Origin of the sequence: Vibrio hepatarius (assembly GCF_018860525.1) — a bacterium.
GTDB lineage: Bacteria > Pseudomonadota > Gammaproteobacteria > Enterobacterales > Vibrionaceae > Vibrio > Vibrio hepatarius_B.
The window spans coordinates 109,624-128,285 of record NZ_JAHKPM010000018.1; the positions used below are offsets into that span (position 1 = coordinate 109,624).

Below are 18,662 nucleotides of genomic sequence, written 5' to 3' on the forward strand. Positions count from 1 at the left end.
AGTGCTATGAAAATTATGAGCAAATACTCATATGTGTGATGTGTATATTACTGGTAGGTGAACATTATTAATCTGCAATTATTGGTTAAAAGGGAAGTGATTGTTTAGATGGGCATAACGCGATTACGTCCAAGTTGTTTGGCCTCATAGAGGAGTTTGTCGACCCTTTCAATGAGTGATTCTGGCGCTTCTCCGGGTTGCATCTCTGCTACACCAAACGAGGCTGTTATACTGCCGACTGATTCGCCTGAACGTCGGTCTTTGACAGAGAGTTTTTCTATGGATCGGCGCAAACTATCTGCGAATTGGCGAGCTATTCTGAGTTGTTTATTGGGAACTATTAATGCAAATTCCTCTCCGCCATACCTGTAAGCATGAATACCGTCTCTACTGCCAATCTGAAAACGCTTCGCGATGCCTTTTAGAACGGCGTCACCGAATAGATGTCCGTAATTATCATTTAAGCTTTTGAAGTGGTCTATGTCTGCCAAAATAAGACACATTACTTGCTCTGACTGACACAATGCATTGATATCGTTGTCAAATGACCTTCGATTATAAAGGTTAGTAAGTCCGTCGAATAAAGCATCTTGCTGAACTTCGGCCAGCTGGTTCTTTAGTTGTTGAATCTCACTTGCGGCTGTTTCGAGCTGGTTATTTAAAAAGCTTGTTGAGTTTCTTATCTGTTTAGATTCAGAAATTAACTGACGGATTATTTTAGTTACATCATCGATTGATATTGCTTTGTCTTCAAATTTCTCAAGATTTTCAAAGCCTTTATCTATAACTTGGGAGAAATGAGATGTTCCAGAAAGAGTATCTGTCATCGACGAGGCCACTTGATTAACCAACACTTCAACATTGGCTTTTAACTCCTTCATATCTGTTTCTGAACGACTTGCAACGTAGCTATCATAGAGTTGTTTACTCGCTGCTGGTGGACACAAGCCGTAATTGTCGATGATGGCTTCCAGCTCTTGATTCATTTCTGGAATGGCATTGTCTACATATGTATACCACAATGCGTAATTTGCTGGTGTTGCAGCAACATGGTTTTGCATCATAAGTGGGACAGCTTTTTTTAAGTTAGCAGTCGATTTTTTGAAATCGTCATCAAGCATCTTTTGATTAAAATTCTGTGTTAACTATCCAATAGATTAAGATTAGCGGATCTGAGCATGAGCTGCTTAGGTTAATAAGTATAAAAAATGAACTTTTCTTTGATATTAATAAGTTATAAAATAGTTTAATTGATTTATCATACCTGTAACTCGAGTTTTTTGACTGTATCGCTGTTTTCTAGCTGTTCCGCTCCACGAAGCATCGCTTTGATTAAATCTCCAGCATTAAATTTTTCTAGTGCTTCATGTGCTCCTACTTGATGGGCTCTATCGACACAGATTTCACTTGAAAGTGAAGTGTGCAGGATTGTGTAGGCATTATTCAAGTTATGGTCATTTTGTATCTCAAAAGCGAGTTCATAGCCGTCTAAACCAGGCATTTCAATATCGCTCACCAATAGCTGGATTGCTTGGCCTCGTTCAGATTCTTCTCGCATTAGTGTTATAGCTTCAACGCCATTATTACGGATTTGATATCCTATATTAATACTGTCTAATGCATCTGCGAGTTGTTTTCTGGCAATTGAAGAGTCATCAACCAACAGAATTCGTAGAGCTTTTAGTTTTTCTCTTTCTATGTCGGTTAGCATAGGGATGGTATTCGATTCGTACTGTGGGTAGATTTTTGATAAAAGCAGCTCAACGTCTAACATTTGGACAATGTGCTCTTCGAATCGAGTGATACCAGTAACAAATACATTCTTACCAGTGGCTTTAGGAGAACTTTCTATTGATTTCCAGTCACACTCAATGATCTTTTCAATAGAGCGGACCATAAACGCTACTACGGTTCTCAGGCAGTCGGTAACAATTAAATAGCATGAAGTATATTCTTCTGGTTGAATAGATCTTAAACCAATTGCAGCCGGCATGTTGATGACTGGAATGGTCTTATTTCTTATTGTTACTGCACCTATGACGTGATGATGAGAATAAGGAATTTGAGTAGTAGGTTGGTACGGTACAATTTCTCGGACTTTTAGCGTTCCAATAGCGAACAATTGCTGACTATGGGTAAGGGTAAACATCAACATTCCTTGTGATTGGTTTGCTTTACTGATTGTTTTTACCATTTTCCGAAATACTCCCGTTGTATATTCTTCCCATTGTGATGTTAACGCATTTACATGACTTATCAAAAATTACATTACTTATTTAGGTGATAAATCTCTTTTTTGGTTAAAGTTTAACCTGTTGCGGTGGTGTTTTCACTCTATTTCGCTACAATATGCATCTATCCGTACCGCTAATTTAGCGAGAGCAGCATATGGCCAATACCGCCGCAGCTTTACATATTTTGGTAAAGCATAAAGAACAAGCTGAAGATATAATAAAACAGCTTAAGAAGGGAGCTAAATTCCAGACTTTAGCAAAAAAACATTCTACCTGTCCCTCCGGTAAAAAGGGGGGAGACTTAGGTGAATTCCGCAAAGGTCAGATGGTTCCGCAATTCGATAAAGTGTGCTTTGAGGGGGAGACCCTCAAACCTCATTTGGTAAAGACTAAATTTGGATGGCATGTAGTAAAGGTTTTGTATAGAACTTAGCCGTTTACCTTTAAATATAGAAAGTTATGTTTGAATAGACCCCGCTAAGCGGGGTCTATTTATTCGTAAAATGGATTAAATCTTAGTCCAAGCTTGGTCCCAGTAGGTACCAGTTCCTGGTCCATAAGCCCATGCAGCACCAGCACACCAACCTGTGTATGGATGAGGTTTACACTCATAAATACCACCAGAGTTAGTTACGCGGTCACCTGCTTGATATGGAGTACCTTCCACATACTGAGGGTATTCTCCAGGGTTACCGCCATCTTCTTTGGCTTTCACTAATAAAGTAAAGCTGTCTTTATCCGTTGCTGAACCGTCTGAAACCATTACAGATACAGTCATATTGGTATCTTGAGAAAATTCTGGTGCAATAAAGTGTACTGAACTCCCACTTATAGCCAGATCGACATCAGAAGACGACCAAGTATAAGTTAAACTATCACCATCAGGATCTGAACTACCAGAGGCATCTAGTGTTACTTGTTCACCAGCTGCAGCTTCTGATGGGCCAATGATGATAGCTTCAGGTGGTCTATTTTCCGGTACAGAACCAAACTTAGCAGTTACAGTAGCGGTATCGTAGGCAGATGCATCATCTTGGTCAGTAACCGTTAATTTGAAACTGTATACCTGAGTGGAGCCATCATCTTCTATCGCCACTGTTGCCAAAGCACTATTAGCATTGTTGATAGAAACGTTTGGTCCAGAGATCTGCTCCCATCTGTACGAAATATCACCCTCGTTGTCGTGTGATTTTGAGCCATCTAAGGTAACTAAACCTGGTGTTGTTACAAGTATGTCGTCTCCTGCATCGGCTACAGGTGGATTATTTACGCCTTCTCCACCATTTAGGAGTCCATTTTGCATGGCGTTCAGAATATCACCATTATCACCATCAATTTCCCATGAAAACAATCCAGCAAATCCATTTGAACGAGCATAGACTGCCTTAGCTTCTACTGATTTTGCATTGTCATAGCTAATGACTTCGCCAGTTGATTCTTTATATAAATAAGGTGCTTGTGCTTGTAGGTCATAAAAAGATTCAACACTAGGTTGGCCTAAATAATCAGAAATGATGTTTTTATAATCAATGACGCCAGCTTCCCAGCTACCGTTTATAGCCCCATTACCAATGCCTGTCATTGGATTTGATGGGTCAGTCATACTTTGACGAGTCACTCCTTTCCAGCCGCGTCCGTACATGGCAGCGCCTAAAACAAGTTTGTTTGGTGAAACTCCTTGCTTAAGTAATAGATCCGCCGCGTTGTGGGTTGTGTATTCTGGGCCTTCTGCTGAGACTTCTGTACCATCACATTGCCCTTGTGAAATATGAGAACCACAATCAAGAGCGGCTTGATGGCCTATGTTATTGTCCCATGCACCATAAAAGTCATATGACATAACAAATATGTAGTCCATATATTGTTGTGCATCAGAGTAATCTACATCTTCAATCTTGTCCCAACCAGCGCCAATAGCTGATGTTAGCTCATAAGTTTTACCTGTCTCGGCAGACAATTGGTCTAGCATATTACGTAGTTCTTTCATTAAGTTTACATATGCTTGTCCATCCAAATCTGGGTTACCTAAATCTGCGTTAGCGCCATCTCCGCCAGGAAATTCCCAATCAATGTCGACCCCATCATAAAATTTCCAAGTAAGAAGAAATTCTCTGACTGACGCAACGAAGGTGTCACGGTTGGCTTTATCAGTAAATCCATAAAATGGATCAGACAATGTCCAGCCACCAATTGACGGTAAAATTTTTAGATCGGGGTAGCGCTGCTTGAGGGCCATCATCTGGCCATAAGTACCTTTAATAGATGAATTGGTTGTGCCAGGTAGGCTTGAACCTAGTGCTCCCCACTGATCATGTACAACAATCTCGTAATCTTTAGAATCGCCACATGCGAGTTTGAGTGCCGATTGCGAGTTTTGATCAGTAAGTGATGCATTTGGGCCACACATAGGGACGAAACCATAAATAATGTGAGTCAGGTTATCTGCTGGGATATTATCTACAGTATAGTTCCGCTCGTATTGACTCCATTCGACAAAATAGCTACCCACAACTGTACCATCTGGTTGAGGAGGGAAGGACTGATTATTGCTATCTATATCCATTGGCAGTGGAGTCATACCACTACCATCTGTATCAGTAACAGTAATCTGGTGTATAACGGATGAAGAGCAATCATCGTTTGCATCACAAACGTTAACCGTCATATTATACTGGCCTGCTTTGTCGATTTGTACAGTTGCTGCACCCGAAAAAGCGGAGCCTTGAGGCCCATTAACTGCTTCGGTATAGATCACTTTATTGTCTAGCCTAACTTGCCATTTTGTTGCAGGGGTTCCGCTGTTATACCAAACATCCCAATCTACAGGAAAAGAAACATTGTCGTGTCTGCTGACGGTCTTTTTATAAGATTGCCTCCCAGGCTCTCCATTTATTTCCACGAAAGACTGGTTTTTAACACTCGTCATATTCCAGTCAAGCTGAGGTATGGAAGGCGCTGCTTCTACCGTTAAGCAAGCAGTCCCTAAGCTCAGTGCGATGAATGTTGATAACTGAGTTCTTCTGTTATTCCGCTGACGTTGACATTTAAACTTAATATCCATTGCTTTTTCCTTTTTAAAACCTATGGCTGGCCTGCAAATAAACACATATGAATACTTCTGATTAGCAGGCATTGAAAATTTAGCTTTTATTTTAATTAATGAGAAAAGGTCAGGTTTAATTATGCGATTGGTAAGTGTTTTACACTATTTTTCATTATTCTTTATAAGATAATGTAGGTGTTTTATGATTGGGTGGTAGTAGAGTTAATACTTTAGGTTACGTTGTTGTTGTCAATATTAGCCTGTATTTAAATCGACGAGATTAACAATATAAATAAATTATTATAATACCATGTATTATATTTGTTATTATTATGGTTGTTCTTGTTTAAATAAAACCCATCTTAGTTAAAAGGTGAATGTTATCCCTTTTTTTATCTAAATTTTTAGTATATTTATATTATGTTTACTCATGAAATAGAAGAGCCGTGAATAGTAGTCTGGTTTTAAGTATTAATAACTTAATTTAGAAAATTACTATGTTGTTTAGACTAAAGTATTACGTTTTTTTCTTGTAAATATACTTATTTTTTCACATTTGTTTTGGGCGAACTTTCCAAAAGTTATCCATCTCACTAATGAGGAGAGGTTTCCTTATCTGTCTAAAAGCTTACCTACTTGTGGCCCATCCTCTAAAGTCATTGCTGAGGCTTTTAGGCTTCAAGATATAGAAGTAATATGGGGATGGTACTGTGATTTGGTCTGTTAAGCAGGCGTGCAAGGAGTATTTCTTACATACGGTTCCAGTACTAGAAGAAAAAGAGTTTTATTTCAAATTGTTACTAGACCATATCGAATGGAGCACAATAAATGAGCTCAGTAAGTATGAGATAGGCACGACAGTTGGCTACCAGTATTAAAAAGATTTTCAGGAAGCTGAAGCGCAAGGTATTCTTAAGATTCGTCGAACAGCAGAAGAAGGTAATAACTACAATAAGTTAATCGTAAATACTATGGATTTTGTTATTTCTACCTATTGATTGGGCTATGCACTAATTACTTCAGAGCTATCATAAGATGAAGGTAATATGATTACTCATAATCATAGGTATGTTGAGATTCAATATTGGAGTATATTGATTTAAACAAACAGGTTTGATAACTTTTTATCAAACAGTTTAATCTTGGGTTTAAAAACTAATGGAACTTGGAAGATAGGATGAAATTATGAAAGATAGATAATAATTGGCTATTTTTTTATGTCATGATTATTGTTAACACTTTAGCCTGTCAATATTATCAGGCTAAAGTATTGCTATTAATTGAAACTATTCATCAAGCCATATATATTCTAAACTTTTCAATAAATAAATTCACATCAGATTCGGATATGTCTTTATGAATAACAAATCTAATAGGGTTTCCAGGGCTAATAATAATGCCTTCGTGACTTAATTTCTTAGCAATAGCATGTATATCAATATGAGAATCAAGTTTGGCAAAAACGATATTGGTTTGAACAAAATCAGTATTGACATGAATGTTTGGTAGTTCGTTGAGCTTAATGGCAAGTAGCTTAGCATTATGATGGTCGGTTTTGAGCTGAGTTACTTGTTCTGTTAAAGCCAGTTTACCTGCGGCGGCGAGAATACCTGCTTGTCTCATACCACCGCCTAGCATTTTACGTAAGCGCCGAGCCTTATCAATGAAGTGTTTACTTCCCAAAAGCAAAGAACCTATAGGCGCAGAAAGCCCTTTTGATAGACATATGGTCATCGAGTCGAAATGTTTCGCTATTTCGATAATATCAACATCAAGCGCGACGGCCGCATTATAGGCTCGGGCACCATCTAGGTGGAGCTCAAGTTCATATTGGTCACAAAACTCACGTGCTTTGGCTAAATAGCTTAATGGTAATACTTTACCATTGATGGTGTTTTCGATACTGAGTAACTTAGTCCGAGCAAAATGGCTGTCGTTAGGCTTTATAGCTGCCCTAAGTTTATCGAAATCAAGAGTACCATCTGGATTGTTCTCTACGGGTTGAGGTTGAATTGACCCCAATACCGCCGCACCACCTGCTTCATATTTGTAGTTATGGGCTTGTTGGCCGCACAAGTATTCATCGCCTCTTTCACAGTGTGCCATTAAACCCAGTAAGTTAGCCTGCGTGCCTGATGTCGTAAAAAGGGCAGCCTCAAAGCCATGCCTTTCTGCGGCCCATACTTCTAAATCGTTGACAGTCGGGTCGTCACCATAGACATCATCGCCCACAGTAGCATTAGCTATTGCTTGTCGCATTGCCGGGGTAGGTTGAGTAACGGTATCCGAGCGGAAATCCATGTGCATAACTCCTATATATATTCACATAATTTAGCCTTACTTAAACATGCGATGGTTTTAGCATCTGTAATTTCCCCATCAATAATCTTTTTTTCGATCTCTGCAAAAGGAAAACACACGACCTCTATAACTTCATCATCGTCACACATAAGCTGCTGAACCTCTGACAAACCTTTGGCAATGAATAAATGTTGGATTTCATCGCAAAAGCCTGGCAAAGGTGTTACTTGTCCCAGAGATATCATAGTTTCAGCATGGTAACCAGTCTCTTCTGCTAATTCTCTTACTGCACAAAGTTCAACAGGTTCATTCTTTTCAACCGTACCTGCTGGCAACTCAAGAAGCCACTTTCTGACAGAGGGGCGATATTGATTGACGAGCATAATGTTACCGTTAGGTAAGATTGGCAGTATAACGGCAGCGCCTGGGTGAGAAATCGTGGTATGGGTTATCACTCTACCGCTTGGTAATGTTGTCTTTAGTTCTTGGAGGGAAATTCCCTTCCAAGTGTGGAGAATTTTCAAAGCTGAGTCCATATTATTTATAAGTCAGTTATTAGTTGAGATGTGGTGATAATAAAATCCAACATCTATTAAAAAAAGTTATTAGACATTATGTCTCAAACTTTAGACACTGTTACAGTGATTTGTGTCCCAAATTTGGAATCATAGTTTTCAAAGTGTTACATGGAAAGTGCTTCTGATATAAAGGCCGATCAAAACAAAAAATCCACTTGTAACAGGGTGATAACAAATGTATAAAGCTATGCATGTTGAAAATGCTAGTGAAAATTCAGAGGAGCACACTATGATGAGCCCTACCAGCGTGTCCCACTCACAAAAAGCCCTGCTCTCTGAACGAATTACCAAACTCGCTCAAGCATTATCTGACGGTGTATATGAACGCGAAGACACTATTAAAATGTGCCTGCTTGCAGCATTAGCAGGTGAGAGTGTTTTTTTACTAGGCCCTCCAGGTATTGCCAAGAGTTTAATTGCCAAAAGGCTTATACAGGCATTTGATAATGCTTCGTATTTTGATTACTTAATGACTCGATTTTCGACACCTGAAGAAGTATTCGGACCACTCAGTATTCAAGAACTGAAAGATCATGGTCGTTATGTTCGGTTAACCGAGGGTTACCTACCTACCGCTGAGGTCGTTTTTCTTGATGAAATATGGAAAGCCGGTCCAGCGATACTCAATACTTTGCTGACGGTGGTGAATGAGAAAACGTTCAAAAATGGTAGCGACATTAAAAAAGTTCCCATGCGCTTACTCGTGTCAGCTTCTAATGAATTACCAGATGAAGACAGTGGTCTAGAAGCCTTATATGATCGTATGCTGGTGCGGGTTTTTGTCAACCGAATACAAAACAAACAAAACTTCAAATCAATGCTAACTGTTGGCACTAAACAGGAAGCGAGTATACCTGCTGGTTTAGCCATTACTGAGCAAGAATATCATCAGTGGCAATCTGAGCTTGAAGATTTGGATTTGAGCGATGCGACATTTGAAAAACTGTATACGTTAAAAGAGATGTTAGAAGGGGCTGCTACACAAGATAATGTTGTTAACAAAGCAGAGATGTATGTGTCTGATAGGCGTTGGAAAAAAGCAGTTAAATTACTAAAAGCCAGTGCGTTTTTTAACGGGCGAGATGAAGTCAATCCGTTAGACTTGCTACTATTACAAGATTGCTTATGGAACAGTCCTGAATCGCGTGAAGTAGTGCAAAGTGTCATAAAACAGTTTGCACTGACGTGTGCTTTTGATCAGCATGATGTTGAACAGCAAGTCAATTCATGTAGAGATGAACTGTCTGAAGTTCAAGTCGAACTAGAGTCTGAGTTTGGAATGATACTCTCAGATGAATCAACAACAGGCCTATTAAAAAAGCAGATACACAGCTATGACGTTTCAGGCGCCAACCTGTACAATGTTGGTAATTCATCAGGCTTGGTTAAACTAGTGCTACTGCAGAGTAATTTGTCAGTTTCTGAGTCTGAAAAAGGTGACAGCCGTTGGGTCTATGTGCCAAAAACCGAATTAGAAAAGGTTATTAAAGAAGGGCATGGTGATGTCTACGGTTATGTAAATAAAAATACCAATCTATGCAGAATTCGATTTGATATAGATGCTGAAAACAAGCTAGTCATTAAAGATATTGCTAACCGTGCTGTACTCGTGTCGGTAGTTACTAATAAAGGACTGGATGACACATTGTATAAAGGCTGGTTAAACAAATCTGAGCAGGCATTGGAGAAGCTTAAACAAGCTGAACACCATCTACTTAAAGTTCGCTCCAACTTCCATGGCGCATTACCGCATAGTTTTATTGATCAAGATATACCAATAGCGATGGAAGTGAGCCTCCAGACCATTCAGCAAGTACTAGAATCGACGAAAACTGAATGCGAACGAACTGTTCTACGCTTCAGGCAGTTAAACCAATTCTTTTCATGAGAGCGTTTTAGATGTTGGGTGCAGATGGCTTAAATTTGGCTTTAATGATTGCTGATTCAGGAATTATTGATACTGCAGTGAACGATTTATTGGCACGATCTCAAGTGATGACGTTAACAGAAAATAGAGGTGTGAGAGCAAAAGTCAAAAATCATCTCTTGAAATGGCGAGGTAATGTTAAAAAACGTATCACTAATGTCTGCGAGACAGAGCGCTTCCAACAGGAGATAGCTTTATATCAGGAAGTCATCCATTGGGATGAAAAGAGATTTTTTAACAACATTCCTGAAGTCATTAAACAACTTGAGTGGCACTCAGCGTTTTATCTCAAAGCGCGCCGATTGATTGAGAAGAATAAGGGTGTCTATAATCCTATGTTTCCACATTATTTTTGTGATCAATGGTATCAAAGTCTTTCCGATGCAATTCGCCAAGCACAGGTATCAGAACTGGAAGTTAGCAAAGAAAAAGTGCTTCAAGACCTTTATCAGCGAATGGAAACTATGAAAAGCATGGATGGAGTTACTGAAGAAGGCGATGAAAATAGTCTTGGTCGACTCTGGGACATGGCAGCGGCTAAATTGAGCAAAACAGATTTATCTGCAATGAAACATCACGCGGAGTTTTTGAAAAAAAACCACGGTTTACAAGAGATTGCTCAGCAGCTAGGGCGCATGGCCAGTGATGTGAATGATCCTAATCTCAATCGAGCACCTACCGATGACATTCAGATGGTTGAGGAAAAGTCTGATGAAGCAACAGATGACATCGTGGGCATCCATGAAAGCGATGATTTGAATAAACTGCTCCCTAATGAAGCTCTTTTTTTGGCTTACCCTGAACTTGAAGTCGTTTTCTACAAGCACTTGGTTGATAAGCGACTAATGAATTATAGAATGCAGGGCAAATCACGCACTTTACGTAAAGTTAAAGCCCATCGTCCTGATAACAAGAAAGCAGATGTGGAAAAAGGTCCATTTATTGTATGTGTTGATTCTTCTGGCTCAATGAGCGGTTTTCCTGAGCAATGCGCCAAAGCCATTGCATATGCTCTTATGCAAATTGCCCTAGCAGAAGATCGGGATTGCTTTGTGATTTTATTTTCCACTGAGCAAATCACCTATCAGCTTACTCGTCAAGATGGTCTAAGAGAGGCGAGTGACTTTTTAACCTACAGTTTCCATGGCGGTACCGACTTAGAACCTGTACTTATGAAGTCGATTGATTTGATGAGTGGTGAAAGATACAAAAATGCTGATATGGTTGTGATTTCAGATTTTATTGCCCCAAAACAATCGTTAGAGCTTGAGCAGCATGTGATTCAATTGAAAAAACGCCATAACCGTTTTCACGCCATAAGTCTTTCCAAATATGGTAATCCTGAGCTGATTTCCTTATTTGATCATTGTTGGTCTTACCATCCTAATTGGGTTGGTCGAATTATGAAAAAATGGTAAGTGCTTTAAAGCTTAGGCAGTCACTGGGCTGTCATTGGGTGGATTTTGATGTCGGTAGCCACGAAGCAGCCCAAATATAGCCAAAATTGCCATCAAAAACATTAGAATGCCCAGTGGCATTTGGTTAGGCGAGGGGATTGCTGATGCGAGTAAAGTCGCTAAGCCAGCCCCTAGATTTTGAATGCCTCCCAAGAGAGCCCCCGCTGTTCCTGCATGAAAAGGGAATGGAGAAAGAGCACCAGTAGTTGCGGCTGGGAAGAGAATACCAGCTCCGAGGAAGTAGATTGTAGCGCCACCAACCAGTGTTACTGCGTCAGTTAGCCCCATTATCCCAGGTGTCAGAACGACGAGTGAACCTGCTATAATAGCGACCAATCCCACTTTTAATGCTGACTTCTCATTTTTTCTGCTCGTGATCACGCTAGATAGCGCTGCACCGACGAGATAGCCAGGAATAGGAATAACAAATAACATGCTCACCGATGTTGCGGGAAGTTTTAGCACACCGCCTAATAAGACACCAGCGGCCGCTTCAAATATGGCGACACCGGAAAATGTTGCGACCAAGCAAAGTAGGTAGCCCTGAAATTTTTTGTGCAACAGGACATACCTGTAGCTATGTAGAACCGCATCATTACGGCGTCTATCTTGGGGAAGTGTTTCGTCAAACCGAGTCAGTACAGTAATGACCACTGCGATACTAAATATAGATAAAAACAGGTAGCTTGATCGCCAACCGAAGTTTTCAGTTAGATAGCCTCCTAACACAGGTGCTAAAAGAGGAGAAAAAATGATACACATGCTTATCAGGCTGTTGACCTTATGGAGGTCAGCTCCAGAAAACACATCACGTGAAAGTGTTCTACACATTGCCCCACCGCTACCAATGCCTACCCCCTGAATGAAGCTTCCTGCCAAAAAAAATGCAAAATTATGAGAGAATAAAGCAAGGGTACTGCCGATTATATAGATGCACAACCCTACGACTATGATTGGCTTTCGACCAAAGCGATCGGAAAGTGGACCATAAGCAAATTGTGACAAACCATAGGGAATGAGGTAACAGGCCATTACGGCTTGTAGCGCCGTTGGAGAGACAAGAAAATCATTGGCCATATAACCAATAGATGGCACAAACATGGTTTGTGTCATTTGACCAACCGCTGCTAAAAGCGCGATAAATAAAATAAGCTTAATAACTTTAGATGATGTATACATTTTATCTAACAAAGACACCCTAAGTAAATGACATAATTGGCTTTAGTAGTCAGTACCCATATGAAGTATGATTTCACGAGGCGCTATTGCGACGAATGTTAGAGTGAGATTGGTTGTTTTGCAATCAAAGATGTGATGTTAAGCAAGATAAAAATCAATGATTTGGATTAGAAAAAATAATGATTGAGTCGTGATGACAAGAGCCTAACAACTTTTTATTAGGCTAAATCTAATTTACTCAGGCACTGTCGACATAGACATGCATTATTTTTTAGGTTTAAAGGAATGACACGAGGTTCGAGTGAGAAACACCAGCATGTTTGATTTCCTTGACTGATATCACAGGTTGCAGGCTCATTACATGATGGGCAGCGATGACTAGAAGAATGAGCTGAAAGTGTTTTTATGATGTTGTCTCTCTTTGAATCTGACAAGTTTTTCCAGCTTACAATTTCATCTATTGTTCTAAAGCATCCGTTACATATACCACCAGTGTTTTTGCATGCTGCAATACAGGGCGTTTTCAAAGTTTTCTCCAAGTACAAACTGGGCGGGAATAGAACCCGTAATCCTAAACGGTATCAGTAGAACTGCAAACATTATTAAGTATTTTAATTTAAAAAACCTAACTGCATAAGCTTACCGGCACCTAATTTCAATTATTAATCCTATACGTTTTTTTGGAATTCAGTTATAACTGGCAGTGCGGTAACTTTTTTATCGTAGGTAGCGCGAGGTTTCTTTTTGTTTGTCAGAAGGAATGGGTCCACTAAATAAAGAGACTTTATCTCTGCCATTATGTTTAGATTGATAGAGGGCTATATCTGCACGTTTTATCCAGTTTTCCATGTTTTCTGAAGCGAGAAACTGAGCAACACCTGAGCTTATCGTTACTGAGGCTCCGGAAGGATACTGGTTTTGCTTTACATGCTGACTTATATACACCATCGCCTTTTTAGTGGCAAACTGGTCTTTTTGTGGAAATATCAGTAAAAACTCATCACCACCGAGTCGAAAAAGTAAGTCAGACTCTTCCATATGTTGATATATAACACTGACAACGAGTTTGATCACTTTATCTCCTACGTCATGACCGTATTGATCATTTACATTTTTGAAGTTATCAATATCAATGATTGCAAGTGCAGACGTTGGATATAAGTTACTTACGTTTTCAAGATAAGTTTGAAGCTCATGACGATTTAGTGCACCGGTCATACTATCTCGTTCAGAAAGGTATCGCAGTTCTTTTTGTAATCTCTTTATCGCCTGTACAATAACATGAGCAATGACGACGGTCGCAAGAAGAGAAAAAGCATATCTGGATGTTGTTGCTAAATGTTGATGAGGTAGTGCAGCGATGGTGCAACCTATCAGCATGGTGACATTAGCACTCAACGCAATTTTTGATGGCAAGAGAAAAACGACACTAATGATAATAGGAAAAACCCAGTATGTCGCCAATGAACCAAAAATGTGAATAGCCATGATTATTGATGTAATAAGCAGGATAAGAGGTAAGGTATGACCGAAAAAACCTTTACGTTTGTACACAATAGCCGTAACTTCCAGCAATAATGTGATCTCGAAGGTCAGCAAGATAGCGCCAAGCATAGTTTCGCCAATTAGAATGTTGTTTATCCCAATTGGAACAAAGAATAAAAGGGTTGTTGCCGCAACAAACTTCAGTACTTGCTTTTGCCGCCGTATATCAAGAATAGCGTCGGTATGGTGGTCAGCCTGAAGCTTGCGGTTTTTATCCATAGAGTACTCAGAGTGAAAGTTTCACCTTGTATAAAACGTAACTCTAAAATAGTGCTAAATCAATTTTATAAATAACGTTATTCAGGTGTAGTAATACTTCCTATCTCTAAAACGGGTGCAACGTCGATGTCTTCCGCATTCATCATAGATGAAATCCGTTGAACTGAGGATAGAAGTAAAGATTGCTCCCACTCTTCAAGTCGTTGAAATTTGTTAATAAAATTTTGCTGGAGCGGTGTTGGGGCTTGCTCTAACACCATAACTCCTTTCTCTGTTAAATGGGCATGAACTTTACGTTTGTCATGTACGCTACGCACGCGCTTTACAATTTCATTACGTTCTAGTCGATCTAAAATCGTTGTCGCAGTGGCTTGGCTCATATTTGTATGGTTTGAAAGTTCACGAATAGTGACTTCACCGAGCTCTCTTATGGAGCGCATCAAAATTAATTGTGGTCCAGTTAAACCAGACTCTTTACTTAGTCTTTTCGAGTGCAGATCAATAGCACGGATGATCTGTCGAATCGATATAAGAACTTCTTCGTGCTTTTCCAATGTTGTTCCTTATATTAGTAAAGCGGATAGAGGCGAAAATACATGAAATCTAGCATGAAATGAAGTACATCAAACCATAAATTTTATCCTAGCCTACTATTTCAGTGGATGGAATAGGGCTTATGGAAATACATCTGGTTATTTTATCGATAAATGTGATGTGGTCAAATGTTTAGAAGTCAAACGTAATATGAATTTTTATCTTATCTTTTATTGATTACATTATCGACTGTTGACCATATTTTTGTCTAAAAAATGGACAATTGACTGTAAAGTACTGGAATGATCTGTATCTACACGTACAATAACTCGTAATTGATTAAGTCTTGATATAGAGATAATTGTTTTTATCACTAACGATTTTTCTATCTGAAGGTTTGGTCAGGGAAGAAAACTAGTAAGAGAGGATGAATGACTAAAGGTATAGATAAGTACAGTATCAACAGCACCGACTACACAGTTGGGCAAGATAATGTCCAAAAGTGGGGGTTTGATGTTCATAACCCTGTATTTGGAATCAGTGCAGGGCTTATCGGCTTATTCCTAATTATGACTGCAATCATGGATGCTGAATCCGCTAAAGCAGTACTTGATGGAGTCAAATGGAAGATTATTGGAAATTTTGATTGGCTATTTATCTGGTCAGGCAACATATTTGTACTATTTTGCATCGCTTTAATTGTGACGCCACTTGGTAAAATCCGCTTAGGTGGTGAAAATGCTACGGCGGATTACTCCTATGTATCTTGGCTATCCATGTTATTTGCAGCTGGGATGGGTATAGGCTTGATGTTTTGGAGCGTTGCTGAGCCGGTTGCTTACTTTACAGGGTGGTATGAGACGCCTCTAGGTGTTGAGGCCAATACTGCAGAAGCTGCAAAACTTGCGATGGGAGCCACTATGTACCATTGGGGCTTACACCCCTGGGCTATCTATGGCGTTGTAGCTTTATCATTGGCGTTTTTTGCATATAACAAAGGGCTCCCACTTTCAATACGATCTATTTTCTATCCAATTTTGGGTGATAGAGCTTGGGGTTGGGCTGGCCATATTGTTGATATTCTTGCCGTACTAGCAACGCTATTTGGTCTTGCAACTTCACTTGGATTAGGTGCTCAGCAGGCTGCCAGCGGTATTCACCATGTTTTTGGTTTTGAGGCAAACATGGGTCTTCAAGTGGCCGTGATCACAATAGTCACTTTGCTTGCCGTAGTGTCGGTGATCCGTGGTATTGATGGCGGTGTTAAGGTTATCAGTAATATTAACATGATCATCGCATTCCTATTACTTATCATGGTAGCTTTAATTGGCTACGCTGTCGCATTTGGTAATATTGGCACAACTCTAATGGCTTACATTGAAAATATTATCCCTTTGAGTAACCCTCATGGACGTGAAGATGAAGCTTGGTTCCAAGGTTGGACAGTGTTCTATTGGGCTTGGTGGATTTCATGGTCTCCATTTGTCGGCATGTTTATTGCGCGCGTGTCTAAAGGTAGAACAGTCAGAGAATTTTTGATTGCTGTGCTGATTGTTCCATCATTGGTAACACTGCTTTGGATGTCGGTATTTGGTGGTATAGCCATTGATCAAGTTGTAAATAATATTGGTGAGCTGGGTGCTAATGGCCTAACTGATGTTTCTTTAGCTATGTTCCAGATGTTTGATGTTTTACCTTTTGGTAGTGTGTTATCTGTCATCGCTGTTATTTTGGTATTGGTTTTCTTTATTACCTCATCAGATTCAGGCTCTTTGGTGATTGATAGTATTACGTCGGGCGGTAAAGTGGATGCGCCTGTTGTGCAACGAGTCTTCTGGGCCTTTATGGAAGGCGCTATTGCAGTCGCGTTACTTTGGATTGGAGGTACAGAAGCGGTACAAGGTCTTCAAGCTGGCGCTATCTCAACTGCGCTACCCTTTACTTTTGTATTACTATTGATGTGTGTGAGTCTTCTTATGGGGATGCGTACAGAGCAATACCAGCGTTAAAAATACCTTCTATCGAAAAGGGGACGAGCAATCGTCCCTTTTTATATCCAGACTTCCCCAAGTTTTGTTGACTTCCTGAAAATACAGAATTATTGATATATAAAATATAAATTTCATGGACTTAAGAGTAGTGATTAAATAATATAAAAATCTATCAACTGATATTTATCTTTCTTCCCTGTATTTCCGCGTATTTCGTTTCACTCTTTATACCGCTTTTCGATAGAGTCCGCTGCAACTTATCGATATTAACGGTTTTATAAATGGTGACTATAAAATGAACATTCTAACTAAAGGTTTTTCCCTGAGGCTTTTATGTTTAGCAAGCTTACCTGTAATACTTATGGGGTGCGGTGGAAGTAGCGGTGGTCCTGTGCCTCCTGATACAGTGAAATCAGAGTCTCTGGGAGTCATAGAAGCCAGACAAATTATACTAAATCAAGTTAGCGCAGGCGGTAGCACTTATACTGTTGTTGACTGGGGGGATGGGACGACTGAAGAAGTACACGATTCGGGTCAGCATAACCATACTTATGACGATAAATATACTGGTGAAATTTCGCTAATATCACATTGCTATGCGCCATGTAAAACGACGGTTGACGTTTCAGGAAATGTAACGCTCGACACGTCAGGTCTGGCAAACATTTCGCCTACAGCATTAAGTGTTGATGGGGTAACCGCATTTACCGGCTCTTTATCTAGTTTGCCTAAAAGTGTTAGGGAGTTAGCTATTTCTGCTGAGTCATTGGAAGGTAATTTAGTAGACTTACCGCCTAACCTTAGGTCACTAATCTTAAGAAATGACGGCAATAAAAATATATCAGGCAGTATTGCTTCTCTACCTAGCTCCATTGAATTTTTAAATCTCTATTCTACTGAACATTTTACTGGTGGACTTGCGGATTTACCTTCGTCAATTAAAGCTGTCTATCTTTCCAGCAACACACTTAGTGGCAGTTTGTCTGAGCTCAACCGTTCGCTTGAGAGTGTACATATTGATAATGTTAATCCCATGATTCAAGGTGATGATCTTAGTGATTTGCCGCCAAACCTGAACATCTTAAGTTTAAGCAATTGGACAGTCGGCGGGAGTCTTTCTGCGCTGCCCCGTACTTTGACATATCTTGGTCTTAGAGACGGAAATGCAGTTTACGGCACAATATCTGAATTGCCTGCTAACCTAACTACTCTCACCCTTGGCAATGGTTTTAACCTTACTGGCGAGTATCCAGAACTACCAAGAAAGCTAACATCATTGTCATTTGGGCAAGGTGTTACGATCAGCGGGTCTATGGATGATTTGCCTAGTACGTTAACATCATTTAGATGGGATGATGCCACTCCGCCAGACCAATTGGTAACTAAATTGCCGAATGGACTAGGCTGGATATCGCTGGACTCTAAGACGGAAACATTCGCATCTGATTACGTTGACTCAATTCTAAGTGTACTCGACGCTAATGGATTATCTTCAAGTAACTCACATGGCAATTTAAATGTACATTTGATGGGGGATACAATGGAAGCCGCGACGAATACAGGTGCAATTAACTCGTTAACAAGCAAAGGTTGGACTGTTAACGTTAAGAGCTAAATAGGTACTTGCTAGTAACTTGTTACTTGGGGAAGTCTG

14 protein-coding genes are annotated in these 18,662 nt (G+C 39.8%); 5 read left to right on the forward strand and 9 right to left on the reverse strand.

What is annotated here, in order from left to right:
• Positions 1-104: 104 nt before the first annotated feature.
• Positions 105-1,121, reverse strand: a complete 1,017-nt coding sequence (locus KO511_RS05830; RefSeq protein ID WP_215986535.1) for a GGDEF domain-containing protein — start codon at positions 1,119-1,121, stop codon at positions 105-107.
• A 137-nt stretch (positions 1,122-1,258) separates the two neighbouring features.
• Positions 1,259-2,194, reverse strand: a complete 936-nt coding sequence (locus KO511_RS05835; RefSeq protein WP_215986536.1) for a chemotaxis protein — start codon at positions 2,192-2,194, stop codon at positions 1,259-1,261.
• Between the two features lie 194 nt (positions 2,195-2,388).
• Here KO511_RS05835 and ppiC point away from each other — a divergent pair, with 194 nt between their 5' ends.
• Positions 2,389-2,667 carry a peptidylprolyl isomerase PpiC gene (gene ppiC, locus KO511_RS05840; protein ID WP_215986537.1) on the forward strand — a complete coding sequence of 93 codons (279 nt, stop codon included), beginning with the start codon at positions 2,389-2,391 and terminating at the stop codon, positions 2,665-2,667.
• A gap of 75 nt (positions 2,668-2,742) precedes the next feature.
• Here ppiC and KO511_RS05845 read toward each other — a convergent pair whose 3' ends face one another.
• The 3 genes from KO511_RS05845 to KO511_RS05855 all read right to left on the reverse strand — a co-directional run bounded on the left by KO511_RS05845 (position 2,743) and on the right by KO511_RS05855 (position 8,114).
• Positions 2,743-5,295 carry a glycosyl hydrolase family 18 protein gene (locus KO511_RS05845; RefSeq protein WP_215986538.1) on the reverse strand — a complete coding sequence of 851 codons (2,553 nt, stop codon included), beginning with the start codon at positions 5,293-5,295 and terminating at the stop codon, positions 2,743-2,745.
• 1,275 nt (positions 5,296-6,570) lie between these two features.
• Positions 6,571-7,578, reverse strand: coding sequence for a low-specificity L-threonine aldolase (ltaE, locus tag KO511_RS05850; protein WP_215986539.1), 1,008 nt, complete (start codon positions 7,576-7,578; stop codon positions 6,571-6,573).
• A gap of 11 nt (positions 7,579-7,589) precedes the next feature.
• Entirely contained in the window at positions 7,590-8,114 is a 525-nt protein-coding gene (locus KO511_RS05855; RefSeq protein WP_215986540.1) for an NUDIX hydrolase, read from the reverse strand.
• A gap of 271 nt (positions 8,115-8,385) precedes the next feature.
• On the opposite strand from KO511_RS05855, the gene KO511_RS05860 reads away from it, so the two are divergent.
• Complete coding sequence (locus tag KO511_RS05860; protein ID WP_215986601.1) at positions 8,386-10,044, forward strand: ATPase RavA domain-containing protein; 1,659 nt, start codon at positions 8,386-8,388, stop codon at positions 10,042-10,044.
• Between the two features lie 11 nt (positions 10,045-10,055).
• Positions 10,056-11,501 carry an ATPase RavA stimulator ViaA gene (viaA, locus tag KO511_RS05865; RefSeq protein ID WP_215986541.1) on the forward strand — a complete coding sequence of 482 codons (1,446 nt, stop codon included), beginning with the start codon at positions 10,056-10,058 and terminating at the stop codon, positions 11,499-11,501.
• Positions 11,502-11,513: 12 nt separating this feature from the next.
• Here the strand turns inward: viaA and emrD are convergent, their stop codons facing one another.
• The 4 genes from emrD to KO511_RS05885 form a co-directional block, all read right to left on the reverse strand.
• A complete protein-coding gene (emrD, locus tag KO511_RS05870; protein ID WP_215986602.1) occupies positions 11,514-12,719 on the reverse strand; it encodes a multidrug efflux MFS transporter EmrD in 1,206 nt (401 codons plus the stop codon).
• A 218-nt stretch (positions 12,720-12,937) separates the two neighbouring features.
• Positions 12,938-13,264: a cysteine-rich CWC family protein gene (locus tag KO511_RS05875; RefSeq protein WP_436840210.1), complete on the reverse strand. Its 327-nt coding sequence runs from the start codon at positions 13,262-13,264 to the stop codon at positions 12,938-12,940.
• 172 nt (positions 13,265-13,436) lie between these two features.
• On the reverse strand, positions 13,437-14,483 hold the full coding sequence (locus KO511_RS05880) for a GGDEF domain-containing protein (RefSeq protein WP_215986543.1): 1,047 nt from the start codon (positions 14,481-14,483) through the stop codon (positions 13,437-13,439).
• 77 nt (positions 14,484-14,560) lie between these two features.
• Positions 14,561-15,037, reverse strand: coding sequence for a MarR family winged helix-turn-helix transcriptional regulator (locus KO511_RS05885; RefSeq protein WP_215986544.1), 477 nt, complete (start codon positions 15,035-15,037; stop codon positions 14,561-14,563).
• 411 nt (positions 15,038-15,448) lie between these two features.
• Between KO511_RS05885 and KO511_RS05890 the strand changes: the two genes are divergently transcribed.
• Positions 15,449-17,026 carry a BCCT family transporter gene (locus tag KO511_RS05890; RefSeq protein ID WP_215986545.1) on the forward strand — a complete coding sequence of 526 codons (1,578 nt, stop codon included), beginning with the start codon at positions 15,449-15,451 and terminating at the stop codon, positions 17,024-17,026.
• Positions 17,027-17,303: 277 nt separating this feature from the next.
• Complete coding sequence (locus KO511_RS05895; RefSeq protein ID WP_215986546.1) at positions 17,304-18,623, forward strand: hypothetical protein; 1,320 nt, start codon at positions 17,304-17,306, stop codon at positions 18,621-18,623.
• Positions 18,624-18,662: the final 39 nt, after the last annotated feature.

What these genes read in the sequence shown, in the direction of transcription:
- KO511_RS05830 (WP_215986535.1), bottom strand. Translation starts at nt 1,121, where the DNA reads ATGCTTGATGACGATTTCAAAAAATCGACTGCTAACTTAAAAAAAGCT.
- KO511_RS05835 (WP_215986536.1), bottom strand. Translation starts at nt 2,194, where the DNA reads ATGGTAAAAACAATCAGTAAAGCAAACCAATCACAAGGAATGTTGATG.
- ppiC (WP_215986537.1), top strand. Translation starts at nt 2,389, where the DNA reads ATGGCCAATACCGCCGCAGCTTTACATATTTTGGTAAAGCATAAAGAA.
- KO511_RS05845 (WP_215986538.1), bottom strand. Translation starts at nt 5,295, where the DNA reads ATGGATATTAAGTTTAAATGTCAACGTCAGCGGAATAACAGAAGAACT.
- ltaE (WP_215986539.1), bottom strand. Translation starts at nt 7,578, where the DNA reads ATGGATTTCCGCTCGGATACCGTTACTCAACCTACCCCGGCAATGCGA.
- KO511_RS05855 (WP_215986540.1), bottom strand. Translation starts at nt 8,114, where the DNA reads ATGGACTCAGCTTTGAAAATTCTCCACACTTGGAAGGGAATTTCCCTC.
- KO511_RS05860 (WP_215986601.1), top strand. Translation starts at nt 8,386, where the DNA reads ATGATGAGCCCTACCAGCGTGTCCCACTCACAAAAAGCCCTGCTCTCT.
- viaA (WP_215986541.1), top strand. Translation starts at nt 10,056, where the DNA reads ATGTTGGGTGCAGATGGCTTAAATTTGGCTTTAATGATTGCTGATTCA.
- emrD (WP_215986602.1), bottom strand. Translation starts at nt 12,719, where the DNA reads ATGTATACATCATCTAAAGTTATTAAGCTTATTTTATTTATCGCGCTT.
- KO511_RS05880 (WP_215986543.1), bottom strand. Translation starts at nt 14,483, where the DNA reads ATGGATAAAAACCGCAAGCTTCAGGCTGACCACCATACCGACGCTATT.
- KO511_RS05890 (WP_215986545.1), top strand. Translation starts at nt 15,449, where the DNA reads ATGACTAAAGGTATAGATAAGTACAGTATCAACAGCACCGACTACACA.
- KO511_RS05895 (WP_215986546.1), top strand. Translation starts at nt 17,304, where the DNA reads ATGAACATTCTAACTAAAGGTTTTTCCCTGAGGCTTTTATGTTTAGCA.